18 protein-coding genes are annotated in these 20,048 nt (G+C 70.5%); 6 read left to right on the top strand and 12 right to left on the bottom strand.

Features of this window, described 5'->3' with window-relative positions:
- Positions 1-6: 6 nt before the first annotated feature.
- Both A4X17_RS00985 and A4X17_RS00990 read right to left on the bottom strand, forming a co-directional pair.
- Positions 7-1,254: an HRDC domain-containing protein gene (locus A4X17_RS00985; protein WP_064293791.1), complete on the bottom strand. Its 1,248-nt coding sequence runs from the start codon at positions 1,252-1,254 to the stop codon at positions 7-9.
- Positions 1,247-1,843 (bottom strand): DUF3000 domain-containing protein, encoded by a 597-nt coding sequence (locus A4X17_RS00990; protein WP_064293792.1) that lies wholly within the window; start codon positions 1,841-1,843, stop codon positions 1,247-1,249. Before A4X17_RS00990 ends, A4X17_RS00985 begins: the two co-directional genes overlap by 8 nt.
- Before the next feature lie 88 nt (positions 1,844-1,931).
- Here A4X17_RS00990 and A4X17_RS00995 point away from each other — a divergent pair, with 88 nt between their 5' ends.
- Positions 1,932-3,125 (top strand): S9 family peptidase, encoded by a 1,194-nt coding sequence (locus A4X17_RS00995; protein WP_082915822.1) that lies wholly within the window; start codon positions 1,932-1,934, stop codon positions 3,123-3,125.
- A 16-nt stretch (positions 3,126-3,141) separates the two neighbouring features.
- On the opposite strand, the gene A4X17_RS01000 is transcribed toward A4X17_RS00995, so the two are convergent.
- Entirely contained in the window at positions 3,142-3,576 is a 435-nt protein-coding gene (locus tag A4X17_RS01000; protein WP_064293793.1) for a SufE family protein, read from the bottom strand.
- A gap of 83 nt (positions 3,577-3,659) precedes the next feature.
- Positions 3,660-4,562, bottom strand: coding sequence for a sulfurtransferase (locus A4X17_RS01005; RefSeq protein ID WP_064293794.1), 903 nt, complete (start codon positions 4,560-4,562; stop codon positions 3,660-3,662).
- Positions 4,563-4,698: 136 nt separating this feature from the next.
- Between A4X17_RS01005 and zapE the strand changes: the two genes are divergently transcribed.
- From zapE to A4X17_RS01020, 3 genes are all read left to right on the top strand, one after another.
- A complete protein-coding gene (gene zapE / locus A4X17_RS01010; protein WP_064293795.1) occupies positions 4,699-5,760 on the top strand; it encodes a cell division protein ZapE in 1,062 nt (353 codons plus the stop codon).
- A gap of 198 nt (positions 5,761-5,958) precedes the next feature.
- Positions 5,959-7,188, top strand: a complete 1,230-nt coding sequence (locus tag A4X17_RS01015) for an ammonium transporter (RefSeq protein WP_064293796.1) — start codon at positions 5,959-5,961, stop codon at positions 7,186-7,188.
- Between the two features lie 98 nt (positions 7,189-7,286).
- Positions 7,287-7,832, top strand: a complete 546-nt coding sequence (locus A4X17_RS01020) for a type II toxin-antitoxin system PemK/MazF family toxin (RefSeq protein ID WP_231884253.1) — start codon at positions 7,287-7,289, stop codon at positions 7,830-7,832.
- Between the two features lie 19 nt (positions 7,833-7,851).
- Here the strand turns inward: A4X17_RS01020 and A4X17_RS01025 are convergent, their stop codons facing one another.
- The 4 genes from A4X17_RS01025 to A4X17_RS01040 all read right to left on the bottom strand — a co-directional run bounded on the left by A4X17_RS01025 (position 7,852) and on the right by A4X17_RS01040 (position 14,018).
- Entirely contained in the window at positions 7,852-8,175 is a 324-nt protein-coding gene (locus A4X17_RS01025; protein WP_064293797.1) for a hypothetical protein, read from the bottom strand.
- A 71-nt stretch (positions 8,176-8,246) separates the two neighbouring features.
- On the bottom strand, positions 8,247-11,627 hold the full coding sequence (locus A4X17_RS01030; protein ID WP_064293798.1) for an ATP-binding protein: 3,381 nt from the start codon (positions 11,625-11,627) through the stop codon (positions 8,247-8,249).
- Positions 11,624-12,469, bottom strand: coding sequence for a DUF4194 domain-containing protein (locus tag A4X17_RS01035; protein ID WP_064293799.1), 846 nt, complete (start codon positions 12,467-12,469; stop codon positions 11,624-11,626). Before A4X17_RS01035 ends, A4X17_RS01030 begins: the two co-directional genes overlap by 4 nt.
- 1 nt (position 12,470) lies before the next feature.
- A complete protein-coding gene (locus A4X17_RS01040) occupies positions 12,471-14,018 on the bottom strand; it encodes a DUF3375 domain-containing protein (RefSeq protein WP_064293800.1) in 1,548 nt (515 codons plus the stop codon).
- Between the two features lie 247 nt (positions 14,019-14,265).
- Between A4X17_RS01040 and A4X17_RS01045 the strand changes: the two genes are divergently transcribed.
- Both A4X17_RS01045 and A4X17_RS01050 read left to right on the top strand, forming a co-directional pair.
- Positions 14,266-14,946, top strand: a complete 681-nt coding sequence (locus A4X17_RS01045) for a triacylglycerol lipase (RefSeq protein ID WP_064293881.1) — start codon at positions 14,266-14,268, stop codon at positions 14,944-14,946.
- Positions 14,943-15,743, top strand: a complete 801-nt coding sequence (locus A4X17_RS01050; RefSeq protein ID WP_064293801.1) for a glycosyltransferase family A protein — start codon at positions 14,943-14,945, stop codon at positions 15,741-15,743. The genes A4X17_RS01045 and A4X17_RS01050 overlap by 4 nt, the downstream gene beginning before the upstream one ends.
- A 50-nt stretch (positions 15,744-15,793) precedes the next feature.
- On the opposite strand, the gene A4X17_RS01055 is transcribed toward A4X17_RS01050, so the two are convergent.
- The 4 genes from A4X17_RS01055 to A4X17_RS01070 are packed head-to-tail and all read right to left on the bottom strand — an operon-like array spanning position 15,794 to position 19,954.
- Positions 15,794-16,654 carry a glycosyltransferase family 2 protein gene (locus tag A4X17_RS01055; RefSeq protein WP_064293802.1) on the bottom strand — a complete coding sequence of 287 codons (861 nt, stop codon included), beginning with the start codon at positions 16,652-16,654 and terminating at the stop codon, positions 15,794-15,796.
- Positions 16,651-17,637: a glycosyltransferase gene (locus A4X17_RS01060; protein WP_231884255.1), complete on the bottom strand. Its 987-nt coding sequence runs from the start codon at positions 17,635-17,637 to the stop codon at positions 16,651-16,653. The genes A4X17_RS01055 and A4X17_RS01060 overlap by 4 nt, the downstream gene beginning before the upstream one ends.
- A gap of 44 nt (positions 17,638-17,681) precedes the next feature.
- A complete protein-coding gene (locus A4X17_RS01065; protein ID WP_064293804.1) occupies positions 17,682-18,824 on the bottom strand; it encodes a glycosyltransferase in 1,143 nt (380 codons plus the stop codon).
- Positions 18,821-19,954 carry a hypothetical protein gene (locus A4X17_RS01070; RefSeq protein WP_064293805.1) on the bottom strand — a complete coding sequence of 378 codons (1,134 nt, stop codon included), beginning with the start codon at positions 19,952-19,954 and terminating at the stop codon, positions 18,821-18,823. The genes A4X17_RS01065 and A4X17_RS01070 overlap by 4 nt, the downstream gene beginning before the upstream one ends.
- Positions 19,955-20,048: the final 94 nt, after the last annotated feature.

The raw sequence follows: 20,048 nt of genomic DNA on the forward strand, positions 1-20,048 counted from the left end.
CGCTTCCTACGAAGCGTTGGGGTCAGGCTCCACCGGGGATTGGGCCGACTCGACAAAGGCGTCGGTGATCGCCCGGGCGGTCGCGTCGATCTGCCAAGGGCGTGCCTCGTGCTCGGCGAGTGCTTCGGCGACCGTCTCGACGGTGAGTGGTTCGGGCGGCGTCCAGGCCAGTCGGCGCAGCGTCTCCGGCGTGAGCAGGTTCTCCACCGGCATCGTCAGGAACTCCGCCGTCGCGAGGATCTTCGTCCGTGCCGCGGTGTACCTGGCGTGCGCGTCGGGATTCTTGTCGGACCAGCTGCGTGGCGGTGGCAGCGTATCGCTCGCCGGTCGGGCACCGGGGAGGTCCTCGGTGGTCTGGCCGGTGTGGATCGCGTTCCACCAGAGGTCGAGTTCGGTGCGGCTCGCGCGCCCACGGAAGTCCGAAAGGGCTGCGAGGTCGCGCTTCGAGCTGGGGTTGGCCTTCGCGGCCGCGGTGATCGAGGCGTCGGGGATGAGCCGCCCGGGGGCGGTGTCGCGGCGCTGCGCGAGTTCGTCACGCGCGATCCAGAGCTCGCGAGCGACGGCGAGGTTGCGTTGTCCGCGCACGGCGTGGAGTCCGGAGAGGCGGCGCCAGGGCTCGGCGCGGGGTGCCTTCGCCTCCCGGGCCAGCGTCGCCTGGAACTCCTGGCGCGCGATGTCGCTCTTCCCGGCATCCTCGATGCGGGCTGCCAGCTCCTCCGCGGCGTCGACGAGCAGCTCGACGTCGAGCGCCGCGTATTCGAGCCAGGAGGCGGGGAGCGGGCGGGTCGACCAGTCGGCGGCGGAGTGCTCCTTCGCCAGATGGATGCCCAACAGTTCCTCGACCACGGCACCCAGCCCGACACGCGGCAGCCCGAGCAGACGGGCACCCAGTTCGGTGTCGAAGAGCTCGCTCGGGTCGACGCCCACCTCGCGGAGGCAGGCGAGGTCCTGGCTGGCCGCGTGCAGGATCGAGCGTTCACCCTGGATCAGGGCACCGAGTTCGGCCATGGAGCCGATCGCGGGCGGGTCGTAGAGGAAGACCCCGGCACCGCGGCGGTAGACCTGGATCAGGTAGGCCCGCTGCGAGTATCGGTAGCCCGACGCGCGTTCGGCGTCGAGCGCGAACGGCCCGTGACCGGCGGCGAGCACCTCGAGTGAGGCGAGGTAGGCCTCGCGGGTGTCGGTGACGACCCGTGGTGCGGTCGGTGCGGGCGGCGGGACGAGCGGCGCCGATCCGGGCGCCGCGTCACTCACGGTGAGCTCGTTTGACGGACAACAGGGAGACCCCTTCGGTGGTCGGAGGCAAGCCGGCGAGCATGCACAGCAGCTCTCCCCATCCTTCCACGTGCGCCGCGACGTCGCTTTCCAGCGGTGTCCACGACGCGCGGAGCTCGATCTGTGCGCCGTCGCCCTGGCGGGCGAGCTCCCCGAAGCCACTCGAGATGATCTTCGTCGCGGTGCCGGACGCCGCCTGGTAGGAGGCGCCACGGGTGTCGAGGGCGTCCACGAGCCAGGACCAGGCGACCTCGGCCAAGAACGGGTCGAGTCCGATCTCGGTCTCCAGGGGAGCCTGGGCGAAGCAGACGACGCGGAAGCGTCCGCCCCAGGCGTCGGAACCGTCGGGGTCGTAGAGGAGGACGAACCGCCCCGTACCGAGGTCGGAGTCGGCACCGTGGCGACTCGGCGAGACGTCCGCCGCGAGGGCGATGGCGAACGGCGCGAGATTGCTCGGCGCGGGGATCTCCGTGACTCTCAGATCGGGCCGGACGGCTGCAGCGCGAACAGCGTCCACCGCTCGGGCGAACTCTTCGGGAACCTTTGCCGTCGTCGGACTCTCTACCACGACTGAAGACTAGAGTTACATCCCGATGAATGGGCAGAGGCACGCCGGGCGGAGACGCGGACCCCGGTCGCAGGCAGGCGGTCGAGGAGTGGCGGGCCCCGGCATCCGACGACGGGGTTCGGCGACGGATGCGATCGTCATCGCCGGCGGAGCCGCTGCCGCCGTCGGCGCCCTCGGACTCGCCGTCGTCGCGACCATCGCCCGCAAGGTGGTGGTCCCGGCTCGGGACCGCCCGAGCGAGGCACGCATCGTCGGCTTGGACCGTGCCGGAGGGACGATCGAACTCGTCGCGTCCCCGGACACGATCGTCCCGGGCCGCTACGGCAGCTGGGTGACGAGACGTGCCGCCTACGTGCAGCTGGGCGACATCCTCGAGGTGCGGCAGCACACGGTGGTCCGGACGCTCCTCGGCGGCGACGTCGACGCGCTCCGCGTCGGCCAGGAGGCCGAGTTCAGCGGGTGGTTCTTCCGCCGCCCGGAGGAGCTGGGTCTCGCCCACGAGGACGTGCTCGTCCCGACCCCGCTCGGGCCGGCGCCGGCGTGGGCGATCCACCCGGAGGACGGACCGTCCACCCGCTGGGCCGTCCTGGTGCACGGCCGGGGGACCACGCGATCCGAAGCGCTCCGAGCTGTGCCGAGCTTCCGTAACGCCGGGTACTCGTGCCTGCTCGTCTCCTACCGCAACGACGGCGATGCTCCGCCCGCGCTGGACTTCCGCTACGCGCTCGGCGACGAGGAGTGGCGCGACGTGGACGCCGCGATCGGTTGGGTGCGCGAACAGGGCGCCGCAGACGTCGTGCTCATGGGCTGGTCCATGGGCGGAGCGATCGTGCTCCAGGCCTCACGGCGGACGACGCACCCCGAACTCCTCCGCGCCGTCGCGCTCGATTCGCCGGTCATCGACTGGGTGGACGTCCTGCAGCACCAGGCCCGCGAGAACCGCATCCCGAGCGTCGTGGGTCGGGTCGCCCTGCTCGCCATCAGCCGCCGGTGGGGACGCCTCCTGACCGGGCAGGCGACGAGCATCGATCTCGGTCGGCTCGACTACGTCGCCAACGCCGCCGACCTCGCGCTGCCGATCCTGCTGATGCACAGTGACGACGACGGTTACGTCCCGGCGGGGCCGTCGCGGGCGCTCGCCCTCGCACGACCGGACATCGTGACGTTCGTCCCGTTCACCGTCGCCCGTCACACGAAGCTCTGGAACTACGACCCGGAGCGTTGGACCGCCGCGGTCTCGGACTGGCTCGACGAGCTCGTGCCGCTACCGCCCGGGCACTGACCGACGGGCCGACGACTCAGGCGAGTTCGCGGAGACGGCGCTTCGTCCTGCCGAGCAGCGCCGACATCCCGCGCAGTCGCAAGGGCGACACCGCCCGGGAGAGTCCGATCATCTGCGGGAAGTCGTCGGGGACGGCGAGGACCTCCTCGACGGTGAGCCCGGCGAGCCCCTGGACGAGGATGCTCGCGAATCCGCGCGTGGTCGGGGCTTCCTCGGGAGCCGTGGCGAACAGGTGCACGATGCCGTCCTCGTCGACCTCGACGAAGAAGAACACGGGCGCCTGGCACTCGAGCACCCGCTCCATGAGATCGGGGTGGTCGCGGTACCGCTCCGGGAGGTCTGGCAGCTCGTCGCTGAATTCGAGGAGCAGCTGCAGCCGTGAGCGTTCCTCGACGGCGAGGAACTCATCTCGGATCTCGGCGAGGTTCGGGGCGAGGAGGGAATCGGTCATGGTCACTCCAGTATCGCAGCCGGGAACAGCGGACCGCCCTCCCGCACCGTGAAGCCGTGCGGAAGGGCGGTGGGTGGACGGGCTCAGCGCGTCGGTGCGTCGCCAGGCTCGGCGCCCTGCACGATCGGCACGCGCACGGCGCTGCCCCATTCCGTCCAGGACCCGTCGTAGTTGCGGACGTTGTCGAACCCGAGCAGGTGCTGCAGGACGAACCACGTGTGACTCGACCGCTCGCCGATGCGGCAGTAGGCGATCACCTCGTCGCCCTCGGCGAGGCCCGCGCCGTCGCGGTAGATCGCGTCCAGCTCCTCGGCCGGCCGGAAGGTGCCGTCCTCGGCGACCGCCTTGCCCCACGGGACGCTCTGCGCACTCGGGATGTGACCGGCGCGGAGCGCACCCTCTTCGGGGTAGGCGGGCGCCGTGGTGCGTTCACCGCTGTACTCCTCGGGGGAGCGGACGTCGATGAGCGGCTTGCCGAGGTGGGCGAGCACATCGTCCTTGTAGGCGCGGAGGGCCGTGTCGTCGCGCTCCACCACGGGGTACTCGACGGCGTCGCGCTCCGTGGCGTCGCGGGTGACCGCCCGGCCGTCAGCGATCCACTTGTCGCGTCCACCGTCGAGCAGCCGGACGTCCTCGTGTCCGAAGAGGCTGAAGACCCACAGGGCGTAGGCGGCCCACCAGTTGTTCTTGTCGCCGTAGATGACGACGGTGTCGTCTCGCGAGATCCCCTTGGACCCCAGCAGCGCGGCGAAGGCGGCTCCGTCGATGTAGTCGCGCTCGACCGGGTCGTTGAGGTCGGTGTGCCAGTCGACCTTCACCGAGCCGGGGATGTGGCCGGTCTCGTAGAGGAGGACGTCCTCATCGGACTCGACGACGACGAGACCGGGTTCGCCCAGGTGCGCTTCGAGCCACTCCGCCGTGACGAGGCGCTCGGGGTGGGCGTAGGCGGTGAACTTGGTCGAGGTCGAATCGGCGTCGACGGTCATGGGTACCTCCGGTCGTGCAGCTGGCTGCGGTGTGGCTCGGGTGTCGTGCATCTAGGCTGGAAGCCTGTCCCTTCGACAGTACGCCGTCCGCGCCACCGAACCACACCGATGCGTCAGACGCCGTAACCCAGCACCCATGCAGAGCCAGAGGTTTGCCGTGACCACGCCTTCCGTCCCGACCGGATTCCGCAGCCTCGCCGACCGTGTCCCCACGGTCAGTGGCGCCGAGATCGTCGCGAGCCTGACGCCACCCCGGCAGTTCGAGCAGGCGAGCTTCGACTCGTACCGTCCGGATCCCGATTTCCCTGGCCAGGCGGCCGCGGTCGAGAAGCTCCGCGCCTTCTTCGCGCCCCAGGCCGGTGGCGGTGGCGGCTTCTTCGGACGGCGGAAGCCCAAGGTGTCGGCGGCCAAGCCGGGCATCTACCTGGACGGTGGCTTCGGCGTCGGCAAGACCCACCTCCTGGCCGCGCTCTGGCACGATGCGCCCGGTCGGAAGAAGTACTTCGGCACCTTCATCGAGTACACGGCCCTCGTCGGAGCGCTCGGCTACGCGGCGGCGGTCGCGCAGCTGACGGGCGCGACGCTCATCTGCATCGACGAGTTCGAGCTCGACGACCCGGGCGACACGATGGTCATGACCCGACTGCTCGGGGAACTCGTCGCGACCGGGACGAGGATCGCGGCGACCTCCAACACGCCGCCGAACGCCCTGGGGGAGGGCCGCTTCGCCGCAGCCGACTTCCTCCGCGAGATCCAGGCCATGAGCGCCAATTTCGAGACCCTCCGCATCGACGGCACCGACTACCGCCGTCGCAGCATCGAGGGTCACGCCGTGGTGAGCTCCGAGGAGCGGTTCGACGCCCGCACCGAGGAGGCGGCGGCCGCCGGCCGGAACGTCACGGTCGACACCTTCGACGGTCTCATCACGCACCTCGCCGCCGTCCACCCCTCACGGTTCATCGGACTCCTCGACGGCGTCGACCTGATCGCGCTCCGCGACGTCCACGAGTTGACCGACCAGGGCCAGGCGCTCCGGCTCGTCGCGTTCATCGACCGGGTGTACGACGCACAGATCCCCGTGGTCACCACCGGCACCGCCCTCGACGAGGTGTTCGGCGGCGACATGCTCAACGGTGGGTACCGCAAGAAGTACCTGCGCGCGATGTCGCGCATGATCGCCCTCACCTCGATGGATTGACCGGTCCCAGCCGGTCACGAAACACGCTGTTTACCTGGACGGCACTCGCGTAACACGTCGGAAACACGCTGACAGTCGTGCGGAAACCTCCGTTCCCCAGACTGGTCGCTGTACCGAGTCGGACGGCGAGGCCGAGCTCAGCCGGTCCTCACCATCTCGGGCACCCGTTGCAAGACCACGATGTGTGAGGAAGATCCAATGGATACAGGCAGTATCGCTTGGGGAGTCACGGCAACCGCTCTGGTGCTGTTCATGACCCCGGGCGTCGCATTCTTCTACGGCGGCCTCGTGAAGGCGAAGAGCGTCGTCAGCATGATGATGATGAGCTTCGGCGCGCTGGGCCTCATCAGCGTGCTGTGGATCCTCTACGGCTTCAACATGTCGGCCGTCGGCAGCCCGCTGGAGTTCGCCGGCAACCCCTTCTCCGACTTCGGGATGACCGCACTCGCGAGCGGCGAGACCGCGAACACCGACCTGGTGGGGGCGACCTACGGCGCCACCTTCGCGATCATCACGATCGCGCTGATCTCCGGCGCCATCGCCGACCGCGCGAAGTTCGGCTCCTGGATGATCTTCGCCGGTCTCTTCGCGACCATCGCGTACTTCCCGATCGCCGCGTGGGTCTGGGGCGGCGGCTGGATCATGAACCTCGGAACCACGCTGTTCGGTGAGGATGCCGGTATCGGTGTCATCGACTACGCGGGTGGCACCGCGGTGCACATCAACGCCGGAGCCGCAGCACTCGCCCTCGCGCTGGTGCTCGGCAAGCGCATCGGCTTCCAGAAGGGCATCACGAAGCCGCACAACGTGCCGCTCACCCTCCTGGGTGCCGCCATCCTGTGGTTCGGCTGGTTCGGGTTCAACGCCGGCGCCGAGTGGCTGAACGAGCTCGCGAACGTCGGACTCATCGTCGTCAACACCGTCGGGGCCACCGCGGCCGCCATCATCGGTTGGATCGTCGTCGAGAAGTTCAAGGACGGCAAGGCGACCTCGGTGGGCGCCGCGTCCGGTGCCGTCGCTGGTCTCGTCGCCATCACCCCGGCCTGCGCGAACCTGACGCCTGGCTGGGCGCTGCTCCTCGGCATCGTCGCCGGCGCCGTCTGCGCCATCGCCGTCGAGCTCAAGTTCAAGCTCGGCTTCGACGACTCCCTCGACGTCGTCGGCATCCACCTCGTCGGTGGTCTCATCGGTACCCTGTACCTCGGCTTCTTCGCGACCGAGACCGGCCTCTTCGTCGGCGGCGGCATCGAGCAGCTCGCCGTCCAGGCCATCGCCGCCTTCGCCGTCCTCGTCTACTCCTTCATCGTGGCCTTCGTCATCGGCTTCGCGATCGAGAAGACCATCGGCTTCCGCGTCAAGAACGAGGACGAGATCGCCGGCGTCGACACCTCCGTGCACGGCGAAGAGGGGTACGCGCTCGTCGACTGACCTCGACCGCCATCGATTCGCCGAACGGGCGTCGTCCATCAGGACGGCGCCCGTCCGTCGTTCGCCGGGGTGGCGGCCGCGGACGATAGGGTGACGGCGTGTCAACCTTCACCTCGATCATCCGCCGCGTCGCGAACGCACTCCTGGGCCCCTCCACCCGCGCCGCCTCCAGTGCGGTGCGGACCGCCGGCCTCGCGACACCACCGACCACCACCGCCGCTTCACCCGGACGCTCGGGCCGGACGGCGACGGTCGAGGTCGATCCGCGGACGGTGGGCGCCGTGTCGATCGACTACGCCCCGGCCGTCGACGGCGATCCCGACCCAGGCGAGATCGTCTGGACCTGGGTGCCGTACGAGGAGCGCGACGGACGTGGCAAGGACCGCCCGGTGCTCATCGTGGCGCGCTCGACCGGAGGCTGGGTGCTGGCCGTGCAGCTGACGAGCAAGGATCATTCGCAGGACGGTGAGTTCGTGCCGCTCGGCACCGGCGGATGGGACAGCGCCGGCCGTCCGAGTTGGGCGAACCTCGACCGCGTCTTCCGCGTGCACCCCGACGGCATGAGACGGGAAGCGGCTCAGGTCCCGCGGGATCGCTTCGCTCGAGTCGCCACCGGGCTCCGGTCGCGGTACGGGTGGCGCTGACCGAGCGGTGACCGGCCACTCAGGCGTACCGATCGCTCCGTCGCGGCGCTGCGTCCCACGGCACCTGCCCGTGCTCCCAGGCGTCCGCGGAGCTGGGAGTGGCCGGTGCGGCGGACCGGCGTCCACCCGGCACGGCACGCTCCGCCTCGGCGAGCGTCGCAAACCGACCGATCAGTCGGCGGTCCTCTGACCGCGGAGCCCAGGTGACGCAGCGGAAGTAGGCCGGTGCGCCGCTCGGCGCGAAATACTTCACGAGACCGGCCGGCCGGTCGGGCACATCCCGCATCACGATCCACTCGGCCTCGCCGATGCGGATCGGCGGGGCGGCGGGCCGGTCGGACATGGTTCGAACATATGTTCGAACACACGTCGTGTCAAGTCATGCCGCGATCCATTGAGATCGGCGGAACAGCGCTATCCGACGCGTTCGAGCGGCTCGGCCGGGGCCGACCGCTCGATCTCGGCGACCCAGGCGTGTCGGGTCTCCGGATCCTTCCGGATCGACAGGAGCCGGTCCATGTAGGGCTCGAGCGCCGTCACCTTGTCGAGCGGCGCACCGATGACGAGCTGGAAGCCGAGCCGCAGCCAGGCGACCACCGCGCGGCCGGCGAACTCCGAGTCCGCCTTGATGAAGCCCTCGTCCAGCAACACCGGCGCGAACCTCGGACGCGGGCGGTCCTCGTCACCGAGCTGGTAGCGCAGGGCGGCGCCGACGATGAACGCGACGAGCTCCTGGGTCTCGCCCCCGCTCTTGTCGCCGAGCGAGGAGTAGACGCTGACGTCCTGCCCCGACGTGTCGTACCGTACGGCGGTGATCTCGACGTGACGGCGCACGTCGAGCACCTGGTCGCGGGTCGACTGGGCGCCGGCACCCGTGTCGCGCATCGACTCCATGAACCGGCGGAGCCGCTGGAACCGGGCCTCCAACTCGTCGTCGCCGAGGTTCGCGGTGACCTCGCTCGACAGAGCGCGCAGCTCGCGCCGGAAGGCGGAGGCCTCCTCGCGATGCACCCGGCGGAGGACGATCTTGAGACGATCGTGCGCCGGTCCGAACGGCAGGTCGCGCAGGATGTCGTTGACCGGGACCAGGCGGTCCTCGATCTCCTCGACGGCGCTGTCGAACGCGCTGCTGAGGGGGACCAGGTCCTCGCCGCTCCACTGGGACAGCCGGCGGCGCCACTCCTGGCGGCGCTCGGGGAGACCGGTGCCGAGGATGCCGTCGAGGATCGCCCGGTAGTCGCCGTAGGACTCGAGCGTCGTGCCGAGGTTGGGGTCGTGCCAGATCGACTGGTACTGCTCGAACACGTGCACCTGTGCGAGCGCGGCCTGCTCCGCCTGGCGGACGGCCGACGACAACTCGTCACCGAGCCGGGCGCGGAGCCGCTTCATCGCATCGCCGAACCCACCGAGTGACGGCACGCCGCCCACCGCTGCGAGGGCGGCTTCGATCCGCTCGACGTCGGCGGGGGAGACCTCCTCCACCTCGGAGCGCTCGAAGCGGTCGATGACCGTCGTCGCCGCGTCCTGCTGATCGACGAGCACCCCGTGCTCTTCGTCGAGGCGTCTGACACGGTCCTCGGCCGGGAACCGCTCCGCGTTGGCGGCGTCGAGTTCACGTTGGGCGGCCGCCACCGAGCCCTGGAGCTCCTGCAGGACGTCACTGGCGTCGAGCAGACGCTCCAGCTCGGCCGCGGCGGCGTCACGGAGCGCTGCTGCACCGGCGACGTCGATCCGGGCCCACTCGGTGTCGAGTCGGTACCGGTGGGCGGCCCGCTCGGCCTCACGACGCGACAGCCGCTGCTGGATCCCGGCCTGTCGACCGGCGATGACCTCGAGTCGCCCGCGGATCTCGGCCGTCTCCGCCTCGATCGACGCGATCCGCGCCTCATTGGTGAAGCCGAGGATCGGTGCGCCGCCCGTGTCGCCGTGAGAGCCGCGGCGGCCGTCACGCAGCTGGCCGTTCACGGTCACGCGGCGACCTCCGCCCGAGAGCTCCGACGGTGTCTCCACACACCGCGCGTCGATCCGGTCCGAGGTGACGCGCTGCTCGATCCACGTACTGAACGGGGAGGTGCGGTACGTGACGCGGCCGGAGATGAACGCGGGGTCGCCCGCGTCCGGGGAGGACGGCTCATGCAGCGGGACACCCTCGAACTGCAGGCGGACCGGGATCCGGACGGCGTCGATCGCGCGGCCGAACGCGTCGAGGTGTTCCTCGTCGACGAGGACGGTCCTCGCGAGACCGTGGAGGGTGACCTCGATCGCGGGACGCCAGGCGGCATAGGCGGGAGCGACGTCGATGAGCTCGGCCACGAACGGCAGCTGTTCGGGATCGAGTCCGGCCGCCTCGGCGAGGGCGAGCCTCGCCCGGTGGAGTCGATCGGGGACCGCGCCGTCACGGCCGCGAAGCGACTGCAGCTCACGGCGGAGCTCGGTGTTGCGCTCCTCGAGGGGGAACGCTTCGCGATGCAGCTGGGCGCGATCGGTCTCGATGGCGTCGAGCGCGGTGTCGTCGTCGGCGAGGAAGTCCTCACTGCGGCCCAGCGCACGCCGGAACGAGGCTTCATCCTCGATCGGATCGTCGAGGACCTCGGTGCGCTCGTCGAACAGCGACCTGGCTCGTGCCACCTCGGCGTGCGTCGCCTCCGCGGCCTCACGGCGTTCCTCGGCACGCCGCAGCGCGCTCCCGCCCTGCTCCGACACCTGACGCTCGAGCTCGCGGACGCGGACACCCGCGGCAGCAGCTCGTGCCCGCGCCGCTTCCAACATGGCCCCGGCCTCGAGCTTCTCCCGCCGGTTCCTGGAGACCGCTTCATCGAGCAATGCCTCGTGTGCGCGACTGCGCCAGACGGTGAACGGGGTCGTGCCGTCCTCGGTGAAGCCGAGGCGCTCGAGGTCGGCCGCCGCCCGGTGCCCGTCCTCGTAGTCGCGACGCAGCTCACCGAGCCGCTCGAGCACCCGAGCCTTACGGCTCTCGGTCTCCATCGCGAGGTACGCCTCGTCGAGCGCTTCGAAGTGCGACAGCGCCCGGTCGGCCGCGTCGTACGTGCTCGGACGCTCCAGCACCATCGACTTGTACAGGCCGTCGACCGTCGGCAGGTGCTGGCCCGCCTGGATCCTGGCCAGCAGACGCATCGCCCGTCCACCGTCGCCACCGGCACCGATGCCGAGACGAGTGTGCAGCGTGTAGGACAGCTCCGCGTAGGTGTCGCGGACGACGAATCCGGGGATGCGACCCTGGAGCTCACCGGCGTCGAACCGCTTCGGCACGAACGCTTCGAGATCCGTGAGCTCGAACGGCCCGTCGACGGTCGCCATGGTCATCGACAGGTCACCGGTGCGCAGCGCACGTCGCGGGACGAGGTAGGCGCGCACGACGGTGAAGCGACGGTCGTCGTCGTTGAGGAAGGTCACCGCCACGGCACCCCAGGTGAGCTGATCCGTGCCGCGCAGGTTGATGTCGCGCATCGCCCCGGTCTGCGGGTCCCGTGCCGAGTCGACCTTACCGCGGAGATACGTGAGCAGGTTGCGCTGGTCTGGATTCCGCGCCCGTCCGACCGCCGCGTCGTTGGAGGCTCCGTTGAACGGCACGTCCGACGGCATCATGACCGCGAGATACGCGTCCATGAGCGAGCTCTTCCCGGTTCCGGAGGCGCCGGAGATGAGCGTCGCGCGGGAGGCGAAGTCGACCGATCGGTACCCGTCGAACCCACCCCAGTTGATGACCTGCATCCGTTCGATGCGCCACTGCTCGACGAGGTCCAGCAGGGTGTCGGTGTCCGTGGAGCGGCTCATCGGTCGTCCTCTGCTGCTTGTGGCTGGGTCTGGTCGTCGGGGGAGTCCTGCGACTCGGCCACGGTGCCGTCGGGCTCGTCGTCCGCGTCCGCGTCGGCATCGGTTCGCGGCTGTTCGGAGGCCGGATCGACCGCTGCGGTCTGCGTCTCGAGCCACTCCAGGAGTTCCTGGAGGCGCTCGAGGGGGAGGAGCGTCTCCACCACCGACGCGATCCGGTGGCGGCGGGCGTCCTTGGTCCGCAGCAGGACGCGCGCGGTCAGCAGTTTGTCGATCGCGCGCTCGACGCGTCCGTCGTCGCGGGCGCGGTCGGTGGCGTGCTCGGGCCGGAAGCTCGCGACGAAGCCGAGGAGCTCGTCGTGTTCGACGATCGCGGCCCGTGCACCGTTGGCCAGTTCGGTCCGGAGACGCGTCCGCAGGTAGACGAGCAGGATCGTCTCCTCGCGGCTGTAGCTGGTGTCGTGCAGCAGGGTCGGGAAGGGACGCCGCCCGCTCTCCGAGCCCGCCTGACGCTTGAAGGCGACCTCGGCCGAGCGGTCCACTTCGAGCTCCAGGAACAGCTCGTTGAGGCGGGACCGCAGCAGCGACTCGGACTCGAGGACCGTCCGCCACTCGGCAGGCTGGAGCGCGGGGCTGACGTAGCGGTGCTTCAGCAGAGCGACCAGCGCACGACGTTGAGCGGCGTCGAGGCGTCCCTCGTCCCCTTCGAAGAGGGCGAACGAGTCGTCATCCGGGTCGGCGACCGGCGCGTCGGCGGGTGTGAAGGCGTCGAGTCCGTCCGTCGTCAGGTCGTCCGACGTCGAATCGGTCGTCGCCGTCACGGTGGGATCCGTCTCGGAGGTCATGTCATTCCGTTCCGCGCCCGGCCTGGTCGGCCGGAACAGTCGTCGTGGTCGTCGTGGCTCGCGTCAGCGCTGCGACACCGGCCTCACCCAGTGGGAAGGCCGGGAGTTCGAACGCGGTGGTCGTCCCGTCCGGACGGACCGTCTCGTAGCGACGGCGTGGTGCCTGCTCGTCGTACGTGCCCAGCTGGGTCATGAGGTGGACGAGGCCGAAGAGCTCCACAGGTCGTCGGAGTTCCGGATCGAGCGCCGAGAACGCCGCATGGGCGTCCTCGGCACCGGAGGTCACCGCATCGAGGAGTCCGGCCCGGAGCTCGTCGAGGAGCGGACCACCCTGCGACCGGAGGGTGTCGAGCGACATCGCCGCGCCGTCGATCCGTTCGACGGCGGTCGCGATCGGCGGCGGTGCGACCTCGACGTCCGGATCGTAGAACCGCTCGCGCAGGTGCTCGATGTCGATGGTCTCGGGGAGGAGCGGCAGGTCGACGGAGGCGCGTGGTCCCGCGGTCCGCATCCAGATGCCGAGGCGCTGGTTCAATGCTCGCAGGGTCGTGTCGAGCTCGCGGTCCTGCACGACGTCGTGATGCACGATGTGGTCACGGAGCGTCGCGGTGAGCCGCCGACGCTGCGCGAGGACGTCGTCGATCCCCTGTCGGATGATCCCGACGGCACCCCGGAAGCCACGGAGCTCCGCGGGCCCGAGCCTGGCCGAGAAGGGGTGGTCGAGGATCGTGGAAAGGTCGCGCTTGAGGTCCTGGAGCAGATCGTCGTTGCGGAGGAGCTCGAAAGCGCCCTCGAAGGCCCGACCCTCTGCCGTCGCCGTCATCAGCTCGTCGGTGCGCCGGAGGTAGTCGTCGAGGATCTCGCCGATCGGTCGGGTGTCGTTCCGGAAGTCCTCGACGATCCGCCGGTGCATCGCGATGACCGACTCCTCGACCCGGCGGAAGTCGCTCGGGAGCTGACGGATGAGGTCGGCGATGTTGGCGTAGCCGTCCTGCATCCGGTCGTCGCTCGCCGCCACGACGGTGCCGCCGGCCGCGACCCGTTCGCGTTCCGCCTGGAGCTCGGCGAGCTGCGCGTCGATACGACGGAGATGCTCATCACGGTCCGGGTCGGCCTGCAGCGCCCATCGGCGCACCGAGTCGAGGATCATGGTCAGGCGCGACTCGCTGATGAGGGCGCGGTCGTGTGCGAGGCCGTCGACGAGCGAGACCGCTTCGAGCGCGTGCGAGGTGAGCGAGTACTGTTCCTCGCCGTCGTCGGTGCTCGTCCGGACGAGCCACTGGTCGTGCACCCACTCCCGGCAGAGGGATCGTCCGCCACCGCGTTCGTCGCCGCCGGCCGGGATCCGCGCACCGCGAGCCGCGAGTTCGCCGAGGTACTCCTCGACCTGCAGATGGAAACGGTCCGCTGCGACGAACTGGACGTCGCGGCCGAACGTGGTGCGGAAGATCGCGACCACCGCCGGTGCGGTCGGGCGACTCAGGAGCCGGATCGCGGGACGCTCCAGCGCGTCCCGGACGCGGCCGAACTCTCCGTCGATCTCTCCCACTGCACTCCTCGATCGTCCGGGCACACGAACACCCCGAGGCCACCGCAGCTGCCAGATTATCAGCGCACCGCACCCGTGGTGAGCCACGCCGACCATCGACGGTCCCGATCCGCCGGGCCCTGTCCGGTCGCTGTCAAGGTCCAGGGTCAGGCCGGATGGTCCGGTTACGGTGAGGACATGGGAAGAGAGCGACGCCCCGGGGTCCTGCGGGGAGACGGTTGAGCCACGCGGACGGTGACCGCCGGTGATCCGTTCAGCGCTGCGGACGCTCGGGTGGTGGGCGCGCGATTACGCCTACGCACTCGTCTGGCAGGCCCGGGCCTTCGTCAGCAGAACCGACCCGCACGACTTCCTGTCCGGCGACCGGTCACCGATCGTCGTCCTCCCGGGCGTCTACGAGACCTGGCGGTTCCTCGAGCCGCTCATCCGCCGACTCCACGACGACGGGCACCCGGTGCACGTGATCGACCCGCTCGGACGCAACGACCGCTCGGTTCCGGTGGCGGCACGACTCGTCGCCGACTACCTCGAAGCGAACGGGCTCGGCGACGTCGTCCTCCTCGCGCACAGCAAGGGCGGGCTCGTCGGCAAGTACGTCATGTCGCTCGGCGGCGGCGGAGCCCGGATCTCGGGGATGCTCGCCGTCGCGGCGCCGTTCGCCGGATCGCGGTACGCGAGGCTCATGCTCCTCCCGAGCCTCCGCATCTTCACCCCTGACGACCCGACGATCCTCGCGCTCTCCCGCGAGGCGACCGTCAATCCGAGGATCGTCTCCGTCTACGGGCGCTTCGATCCGCACATCCCGGGCGGCAGCCGACTCGAGGGTGCCAAGAACGTGGAACTCGACACCGGCGGTCACTTCCGGATCCTCGCCCACCCGCGGGTGTTCGCGGAGGCACAACTGCTGGCGGATGGGCGAGACGCATGACGGTCGAGACGCACGAGACCGCAGTCCACCCGCCCATGACCGTGGACGTGGTCGTTCCGGTGAAGGACGACGCCGCGCTCCTGCGCCGCTGTCTGCGCTCCCTGCGCGCGCAGCACACCGGACCCGCATCGATCATCGTCGTCGACAACGGCAGCCGCGATCGTGCCGAGGTCGCGGCCATCGCCGAGCGGTACGGCGCAGTCCTCATCGATGAGCCGATGCCCGGCATCCCCGCGGCGAACGCAGCAGGCTTCGACCACGCGACCGCGACGGTCGTGGCGAGACTCGACGCGGACTGCGTGCCGCCGCCGGACTGGGTGACGAGGATCACCGAGGCGTTCACGACGGACCCGGAGCTGGCGGCACTCACCGGCCCCGCCGTCTTCATCGACGGTCCCCGCCTGCTCCGTGCGCCGCTCGCCGCGCTCTACCTCGGGGCGTACCGGTTCTTCGTCGGAGCAGCCCTCGCCCAGGTCCCGATCTTCGGGTCCAACTGCGCGATCCTGCGCGCGACATGGGAGGAGATCGCGGAGGCGGTGCACCGGGAGGATGCTGAGCTGCACGACGATCTGGACGTCTCGGCCCATCTGGGTCTCCACCGACGCGTGCGCTTCGACCGCTCGCTCGGAATGGGGATCTCGATGCGCCCGTTCACCGACACCGGTTCGCTCGCGCTCCGGATGCGTCGGGGCTGGAGCACCCTGCGTGTGCACTGGCCGGAGGATCTGCCCGCCGTCCGATGGCTCCAGCGCAGCACACGACTGCGCAGCGGTCCACCGGGTGCGATTCGTCGCTGACGAGTGACGCCCGGGCAGTGGCCGATGAGACGGCACTGTCCCGTCGATCGTTATGCGCCGGAGCCCGTCGCCATCGCGCTGGTGGTCGCGGTCGGCTGAACGCGGACCCAGTCCTCACCCACCCGCCGCACGGCGCCGGCCTGAGCGAACGCCTCCAGCCAACCGGTCATCGGCCAGGTTCCCCACCGGTCGGCGAACCGCGCGCCGTTCCGGAGGATGTCGTCGAAGTGCTGCCAGGGCGGGCGCTGCGTCTCGTGGTGTTGGTGGTAGGCGTGCGCGCCTCCGACCCACACGAGTGGTGTCCCCGCCGCGCTCAGGGCGAACGCGAAGTCTGTGTCCTCACCGCCGTAGCCTTCGTAGCCCTCGTCGAACCCTCCGGTCCGGGACCACGTCGACGCAGTCGTCGCGAACGACAAGGACCAGAACAGCGGGTACTCGTCCTCGGAGGCGACACGCTCCGCGCCGTCCTCCGGGTTCGGTCTCGCGGCATGTGGTGCCGTCGCCGCCGCCAACGCGTGGTGGTCGGTGACGTCCACGCCGGGCTGCAGATAGGTCACCGGTCCGCAGAGGATGGCCCCCGGATGGCGAGCTGACGCTTCGCGGTACCGGTCGAGCAGTGCGGGCCCGGGGACGCAGTCCGCGTCGAGGAACACGATGAGGTCGGCACCGCGCTCGACGGCCAGCGCGGCACCGAGGTTCCGACCTGCCGCGAGACGGAGCCCGTCGGGCCCCGGTGGGAGGTGGACCGTCAGCTCCGCGTCGAGAGCCGGTGGTGCGTCGTCGCCGATCCACACGACGAGTCCCTCCACCACGTCACCCGACGTCGGTATGAACGCCCTGACGGCCTCGAGCTGCCGTTCGAGGTGCCCGAGTCGTGGGCGCGAGCACAGGGTCACGATCGACGTCCTCATCGCCCACCCCCTGCAGGATCGCCGGCCGCGACCGCCTCGATCGCCTCAGCCGCCCGTCGGGCGGCGCCCGCCACCTGCCAACGAGACCAGTCGGGGTCGAGCTCCGCAGCCCGGTCGAGGACGGCCGGCCAGTCCGCAGCGTCGGGCCAGGACGCCCGCACGACCGCCAGCTCGTTGGCTTCAAGTGCACGGGCGGTGGACACCTGCTCGTCGAACGGGCGTTCCTGTGGGACCACGACGGCCGTGACGCCGGCCGCGGCGAGATCGGCGATCGCGTTCTGACCGGCCCACGACACCACCACCTCCGCCCGGCAGAGCGCGTCCCACGGGTCGTCGGACCAGACAGACCCGGCACCGGTGCCGAGCGAGGTCCAATCGCGACCGCTGGCGCGTACGGCTTCCTCCACGGCATCCCGTGACACCGCGGAACCCCCGGCACCGGCGAGGAGGAGCACCCCGCTGCGCCCGGCTTCCGCGGACGTCCGCTCCCGTCCCTCGAAGCGACTGATGCCGCCGGTGTACACCACCTTGTCCTGCACGGGACGCAGGTGCTCCAGCTGCAGCACACCCTGAGGCCATGGGGCGATGATCGTCGACGCCGCACGGAAGGCAAGCGCGTGCGGCTCGTCGTCGCGATGGCCCGGCTGTGCCATGACGACGGTGGGGACACCGAGCAGGCGTGCGAGGAGCACCACCTCGACGGAGACGTCCACCACCATCGCGTCCATCTGCTGCTGCGCGAGAGCGGCGGCGATGGTCGCAAGACGAGCACGGTGACCGGCATGGCCGAGTGGCGCCCAGTGCAGCAGCCCCTCTGCGGTCGGATCGCAGTCGTCCGGGGGAGACGCGTCGTCCGGCACGTCGTCATCCCGGTCGAGCACCGCCCAGGAACAGTTCGAGGGGAGTCCCCCCGGAGCCGGGAACGAGCTGAAGCAGACGATGTCGGCGTCGAGGTGGGGTGCGACGGCGAGCAGACGCGTCACGTGCCCCCGTCCGTGGTGGTGCACGTACCAACCGATGCGCGGCCTCACGAGCTGAACTCGTCCACGCGACCGGAACCGAGCACCGGCGAGTCGCCGAGGAGCGCCGCGAAGTGCTCCTCGAGCCGGCCCACCCTGGCGTCGAGCGAGAACCGGGCGAGGGCGGATGCCCGGATCGAGGCGCGGAACCCTCGGTCCAGCTCCGACTGCCGGATCAACCCGTCCACGCGGTCCGCCATGGCGGCCAGGTCTCCTGGCTCGACCACCTGCATCCCGACGCTGGCCTGGGCGATCTCGGGCACACCTCCGACCGCGAAACTGACCACCGGTGTCCCGGTCATCAGCGCCTCCGGCGCGACGAGACCGAACGGCTCGGCCCACGCCGGCGTCGAGACCGCTGCCGCGCTCCGTCCGACGAGCGTGGCGAGTCGCGCCGGGTCGAGCGGCCCGACATGTCGGACGTCACGTCCCAGCAGCGGCGACAGCACGCGCTCGGCGTACACCGGATCACCCACGCGACCGGCGATGACGAGCCGGCGACCGAGTCGGCGGGCGACGTCGACCGCGAGGTGCGGGGCCTTCTCCGCGACGACCCGTCCGAACCACACGAGGTCCTCGCCGCCTCGGCCGGCCCGCCAGGCATCCGGATCGATGCCGTTCAGGAGCACCTCGGATTCGACACCGGCCGCCGCCCAGGTGCGCTTCGTGAACTCGCTCACCGCCAGGAACCGGCTGCCGTCGGAACCGGCCCGGCTCGCGGCAGCGGCGACGGCCTCGTCGACCGGTGTGTGCAGGGTGGTGATCATGGGGACGCCCAGCTCGGGCGCCAGTTCCACCGGCAGCGCGTCCAGGCAGTGGTTGGAGACCACGTCGTATCGCCCTGGCCGAGCGGCGATCGCTTCGAGCGCACGGCGCAATGCCGGGACGGATCGGGTCATGTGGCCCGGGGGATACCGCTCGTCGTCGGGGGAGGACCAGCGCGGCCACCGTAGTTCCGGTAGTTCGAAGACGCTGCCGCGCTCGACGAAGTCGGACCCGCGGACGCCGATGAACGTCACCTCGTGGCCTCGTGCGCGGAGCGCGGTGACCTCCGACCACACGGCGGATTCGAGACCGCCGGCGTGTGGACGACGGATGGGGAAGCGCAGCGGGGCGATGACGACGACGCGCAGTCGTGGACCGGCCGTCACGAGGCGTGCTCGGAGATGACTCGGCGGTACAGCCCGGCGTGCGCTGCTGCGCCGACGGCGTCGTCGACGACGCGACGGGCGCGGCGCTCGGCGACGGTGGCGCTCCGACCGGCGGAACCGGCTCGGGTCGCGCCATCCGCTTCGAGGAGCTCGCCGACGGCACGCTCGAGTGATGCTCCGTCCCCGAGGTCGTACGCGGAGACCGTGTCGTCGGGATGCTGCTCGAGGTACGCTCCGATCCCGGACGGGACGGCGACGGACACGCCGAGATCCCAGCAGAGTTCGAGCCAGCCGGAATGCGTGCCGTGCCGGTAGGGGAGCAGGCAGACGTCCAGGCGGCTGAGCGCGATGGCGAGTCCGAGGTCGTCGAGACGCTCGTGCTCGATGAGGAGCGCCGCTTCCGATCTGCCGACAAGCCGTCGGACGGTGTCGCGGGCCTCCGGATCGCGGACCACGTGGTGCATCCGGATCTCTGCGACGACGTCCGCTCCACGGCGACGCAGGCGTTCGACCGCGTCGATGAGGGTGGTGACGACACCGACCGCGTCCACATTGGGGCGCAGGTCCTTCAGATGCACGCCGACCCGAAACCCGGCCGACGGCAGCACGAGCGGGACGTCGACGTCGTCCGAGAGGAGTGACGGATGAGCGATGACCATCGCCTCGCGACCCCAGCGTTCCCGGATCCCCTCGGCGGCGCCGGGGGTCAGCGTGACCAGCGCGTCGGCGCCGCGGACGAGCTCGTCGAGCTGCGCCCCGTACGCCCCCTGGTGCTCGAGCTGCGGGTGCTCGAGGTCGTGCACCGTGTAGACGACCGACCAGCCGACCTCGTGCGCGGCCTCGAGGCACGCGGTGACGTGTCCGGGTGGGAACGACTCCGTGCCGAAGTGGATGTGCAGGAGATCGGCATCGCCGGCGTGGTCGCGGATCCAGCTCGGATCGAGGGCCACGGGGGGCCACCAGACGCCCGATGGCGCTCCCTCGACCGGCGGATCGTCCAGGACGTCGATCTCGGGTGATGCGGAGACCCGGCCGACGTAGGGGTGCGCGGCCGGGATCGAGACGACACGGATCGGGCGAGACGTCGGGTCGTCGACTCGAGCGGTGGGGTGCGTCGCGGTCGGCTGCATGGCGGGATCCCCTGTACGGATGCGGGCGCGAGACGCGCGGACGGGTCGGCGCGATGCGCGCGCCGTCCTCCGAACATAGGTCCGATGACGAGAG

This window comes from Plantibacter sp. H53 (assembly GCF_001650455.1).
In the GTDB taxonomy this organism is placed as follows: Bacteria; Actinomycetota; Actinomycetes; order Actinomycetales; family Microbacteriaceae; genus Plantibacter; species Plantibacter flavus_A.

Coding starts and splice junctions, on each gene's coding strand:
- A4X17_RS01000 (WP_064293793.1), bottom strand. CDS start 3,576: ATGACCGATTCCCTCCTCGCCCCGAACCTCGCCGAGATCCGAGATGAG.
- A4X17_RS01005 (WP_064293794.1), bottom strand. CDS start 4,562: ATGACCGTCGACGCCGATTCGACCTCGACCAAGTTCACCGCCTACGCC.
- zapE (WP_064293795.1), top strand. CDS start 4,699: ATGCAGAGCCAGAGGTTTGCCGTGACCACGCCTTCCGTCCCGACCGGA.
- A4X17_RS01015 (WP_064293796.1), top strand. CDS start 5,959: ATGGATACAGGCAGTATCGCTTGGGGAGTCACGGCAACCGCTCTGGTG.
- A4X17_RS01025 (WP_064293797.1), bottom strand. CDS start 8,175: ATGTCCGACCGGCCCGCCGCCCCGCCGATCCGCATCGGCGAGGCCGAG.
- A4X17_RS01030 (WP_064293798.1), bottom strand. CDS start 11,627: ATGAGCCGCTCCACGGACACCGACACCCTGCTGGACCTCGTCGAGCAG.
- A4X17_RS01035 (WP_064293799.1), bottom strand. CDS start 12,469: ATGACCTCCGAGACGGATCCCACCGTGACGGCGACGACCGATTCGACG.
- A4X17_RS01050 (WP_064293801.1), top strand. CDS start 14,943: ATGACGGTCGAGACGCACGAGACCGCAGTCCACCCGCCCATGACCGTG.
- A4X17_RS01055 (WP_064293802.1), bottom strand. CDS start 16,654: ATGAGGACGTCGATCGTGACCCTGTGCTCGCGCCCACGACTCGGGCAC.
- A4X17_RS01070 (WP_064293805.1), bottom strand. CDS start 19,954: ATGCAGCCGACCGCGACGCACCCCACCGCTCGAGTCGACGACCCGACG.